The following is a 2,722-nucleotide window of genomic DNA, read 5'->3' on the forward strand; positions in this document are numbered from 1 at the left end:
AGCCGGTCCCGCGCCTTCGTGATCGCCGTGGTCGCCGGCACCTTCACCGGCCCGGCACTGTCTGCCAGCCAGTCGTCGGCGACCTTCACCTGCCGCATCACCTCGTCGTAGCCATCCGAGGGGAACAACGCCAACGCGACCACGTACCGGACCATCAGCGCCGCGGGCAGGTCCCGCGTCCGCTTCTCGCGACGACCGGTCTCGGTGACCACCCGGTCGACCAGCGCGTCCGGGAACTGCGCCGCCAGCACCCCCAGCCCGACCCGGTNCACCAACCGGTCCTCGGGCTTCTCCTTCACCTGACCGCGTCTCGGCACCCCTCGAACCTACACGATCAGAACCTAAGTTCCTGGTATTGCGTGTCGAGGGCACGGCCATTTGTCAGTCCGGGATCGTGCCGAGGCCTCGGCACGAGCTGGCCGCGTGGCGCCCGATCCGTCATCCTCGGTTGACAACTTGAGGCCCTCCACCTGGATCGGACCCACGCGGAGGATTGGTCGTGGCAGCAGATCGTCGAAGCGCTCGGGGTCAGCCGGCAGTCAGCCCACAACAAGCACCGGAGGGCGTCGAAAGTGACGCCCTCCATACGATCGGCATCGACCTGGCTGAGGTCGCCGCCGCTGTCAGTCGCCAGTTCGGGCCGGCGGCGCTCGCTCGCCGGGCCCCGACCCGCTGGCGTTTCGGACGCCTGCGGACGCCTTCCACGACGTCGTTCTCGCACCGGGTGCGGGTGGTGCTGGAGGCCGCGGACCGCGAGGCGCGGGCCCTTCTCGATGACCACGCCGGTGGCGAGCATCTGGTGTTGGCGCTGCTCGCCACGCAGAGACCCACGCGTGACGTGCTCGCTCGTCGCGGCATCAGCTGTGACGGGGCGCGGGCGCTCCTCACCGGCGTTCCCGGCAGGTAGCCGACCGGATCTGTTCGTTGCGGGGTGCAACCGGTGGTACATGATGGACGATATGGGTGCTGACAAGCCGGCGCAGAGCGCATGGTCGCGGGTGGACACGAGCGTGCCGCACTCCGCTCGGGTCTGGAACTACTGGCTCGGGGGCAAGGACAACTTTCCCGCCGACCGGGAGCTGGGAGACAAGGTCTTCGAGGTCTACCCGGACATCGTGCACGTCGCCCGTGCGCAGCGGGAGTTCCTGGTCCGAGCGATCACCCACCTCGCCGGCGAGGTGGGTATCCGCCAGTTCCTGGACATCGGCACCGGCCTGCCGACCGCCGACAACACCCATGAGGTCGCGCAACGGATCGCCCCGGACTCCCGCATCGTCTACGTCGACAACGATCCGCTGGTGCTGGTGCACGCCCGCGCGCTGCTGACCAGCGCCTCCGGCGGCGCGACCGCCTACGTCGACGCCGATGTGCGTGACCCAGAGACGATTCTCGCGGAGGCTGCCGAGCTCCTGGACTTCACCCAGCCGATCGCTCTCGTGATGTTCGGCATCGTCGGGAACGTCGCCGACAACGACGAGGCGACCGCGATCGTGAAGCGGCTGCTCGACGGGGTGCGGCCGGGCAGCTACCTCGCTCTCAACGACGGCACCCACGGCGAGGCCGTGGACAAGGCCATCGCGATCACCCAGGCGGACGGGCACCCCTACAACCTGCGCACCCCCGAGCAGGTCGCGTCCTTCTTCGACGGACTTGAACTCGTCGAGCCTGGCGTGGTCTCGACCCCCCTCTGGCGGCCCGCGCCCGGGCCGGTGCCGCAGCCACTCCACATCTTCGGCGGGGTCGGTCGTAAGCCGTAGCCGTCCTTGGTGGCGTCGGTGGCGGGCCGCAGCCGTGCGAGGCACGACGCCGTGGCTGCCGCTGCCGAGGGCGGATGCCTGGAGCGGGTCGAGGGAGCCGGCCGGGAGACGCGTCGCCCCGGCTGACCTGGCCGGCGGGGGTCGGAGCTGGCGAGCGCGCGTTGCGCACGCTGCGGTTCTGAGTAGGCGGGATGCCGATGCTCGCGCGGTCCGCCCACCACGTCGGCGGTCGTCCTCACAGCTACCGGCTCTTGTCGATGTCATGGGTGCCGATCCGCAGCCAGCGGATATGGGGGCCGTCGCGGCCCGGAACGGGGTCGCCGTACTCCCACAGCGCCCGGTCATCCTTCGCCTATCGCAGCTCGAACACACCGGGATCGGAGCGGAAGCTCTTCACTCCGAGACTCGAGTGGAACTGGCCCGTCTCCAAGCCCTCACGGAACAGCGCGACAGCCCGGCGAAACGCTCGCCGCTGCTCGGTGGTCAGCCGCGCGTACTCTGCCACGAAGCGGGCCACCTGCTCGTACGTGGGCACGCCGTCACGATAACGTCTCGATCATCCGAAGCCCGCGAGAAGGCAGACGGCTACTCAGCTTGCCTTCGGGTGCTCCTCGACGGCTAGTACTACAGCACCAGTGATCTTTATGTGGCTGCTGCCTGCCGGGCGATGCTTTGGGCAGCGTAGATCCGGGTCTGGTAGTGGTAGTAGCGGGCGCGGGCCTGGTGGCCGCGGCGCCAGTCCGACCACCAGGTGATCATGGCGGGTGGGAGAACGGCTTCGGTGAACAGGGCGAAGACATGGCGGATCTCGTTGAGGGTGAACGGTGTCATCATGCGCCTGTCCGGTTCCGGCTGTTCGGCGACCGGCAGGCCACCGGGGAGATGCTTGTATCCCACGGCGGTCATCGTCGGCGGGACGGCCGGCGGGTTCTGGTCGCGGTGTTTCCTCGCGGTGACGGCGAGCC

4 protein-coding genes and 1 pseudogene are annotated in these 2,722 nt (G+C 69.1%); 2 read left to right on the forward strand and 3 right to left on the reverse strand.

Features of this window, described 5'->3' with window-relative positions:
- Positions 1-268: transposase domain-containing protein (locus UK82_RS30540; protein ID WP_236706635.1), on the reverse strand; the 268-nt coding region annotated here is incomplete at both ends.
- 231 nt (positions 269-499) lie between these two features.
- Between UK82_RS30540 and UK82_RS32315 the strand changes: the two genes are divergently transcribed.
- Both UK82_RS32315 and UK82_RS30550 read left to right on the forward strand, forming a co-directional pair.
- Positions 500-907: a Clp protease N-terminal domain-containing protein gene (locus UK82_RS32315; RefSeq protein ID WP_161849193.1), complete on the forward strand. Its 408-nt coding sequence runs from the start codon at positions 500-502 to the stop codon at positions 905-907.
- Positions 908-950: 43 nt separating this feature from the next.
- The gene (locus UK82_RS30550) at positions 951-1,757 is read left to right on the forward strand and encodes an SAM-dependent methyltransferase (RefSeq protein ID WP_396230693.1); all 807 of its coding nucleotides are present in this window, start codon (positions 951-953) and stop codon (positions 1,755-1,757) included.
- Positions 1,758-2,109: 352 nt separating this feature from the next.
- Here the strand turns inward: UK82_RS30550 and UK82_RS41215 are convergent, their stop codons facing one another.
- Positions 2,110-2,292 carry a hypothetical protein gene (locus UK82_RS41215; RefSeq protein WP_044885480.1) on the reverse strand — a complete coding sequence of 61 codons (183 nt, stop codon included), beginning with the start codon at positions 2,290-2,292 and terminating at the stop codon, positions 2,110-2,112.
- A 107-nt stretch (positions 2,293-2,399) separates the two neighbouring features.
- Positions 2,400-2,722: pseudogene (locus UK82_RS30560) on the reverse strand (IS701 family transposase); the annotation flags it as partial.

Origin of the sequence: Frankia sp. ACN1ag, from assembly GCF_001414035.1 — a bacterium.
In the GTDB taxonomy this organism is placed as follows: domain Bacteria; phylum Actinomycetota; class Actinomycetes; order Frankiales; family Frankiaceae; genus Frankia; species Frankia torreyi.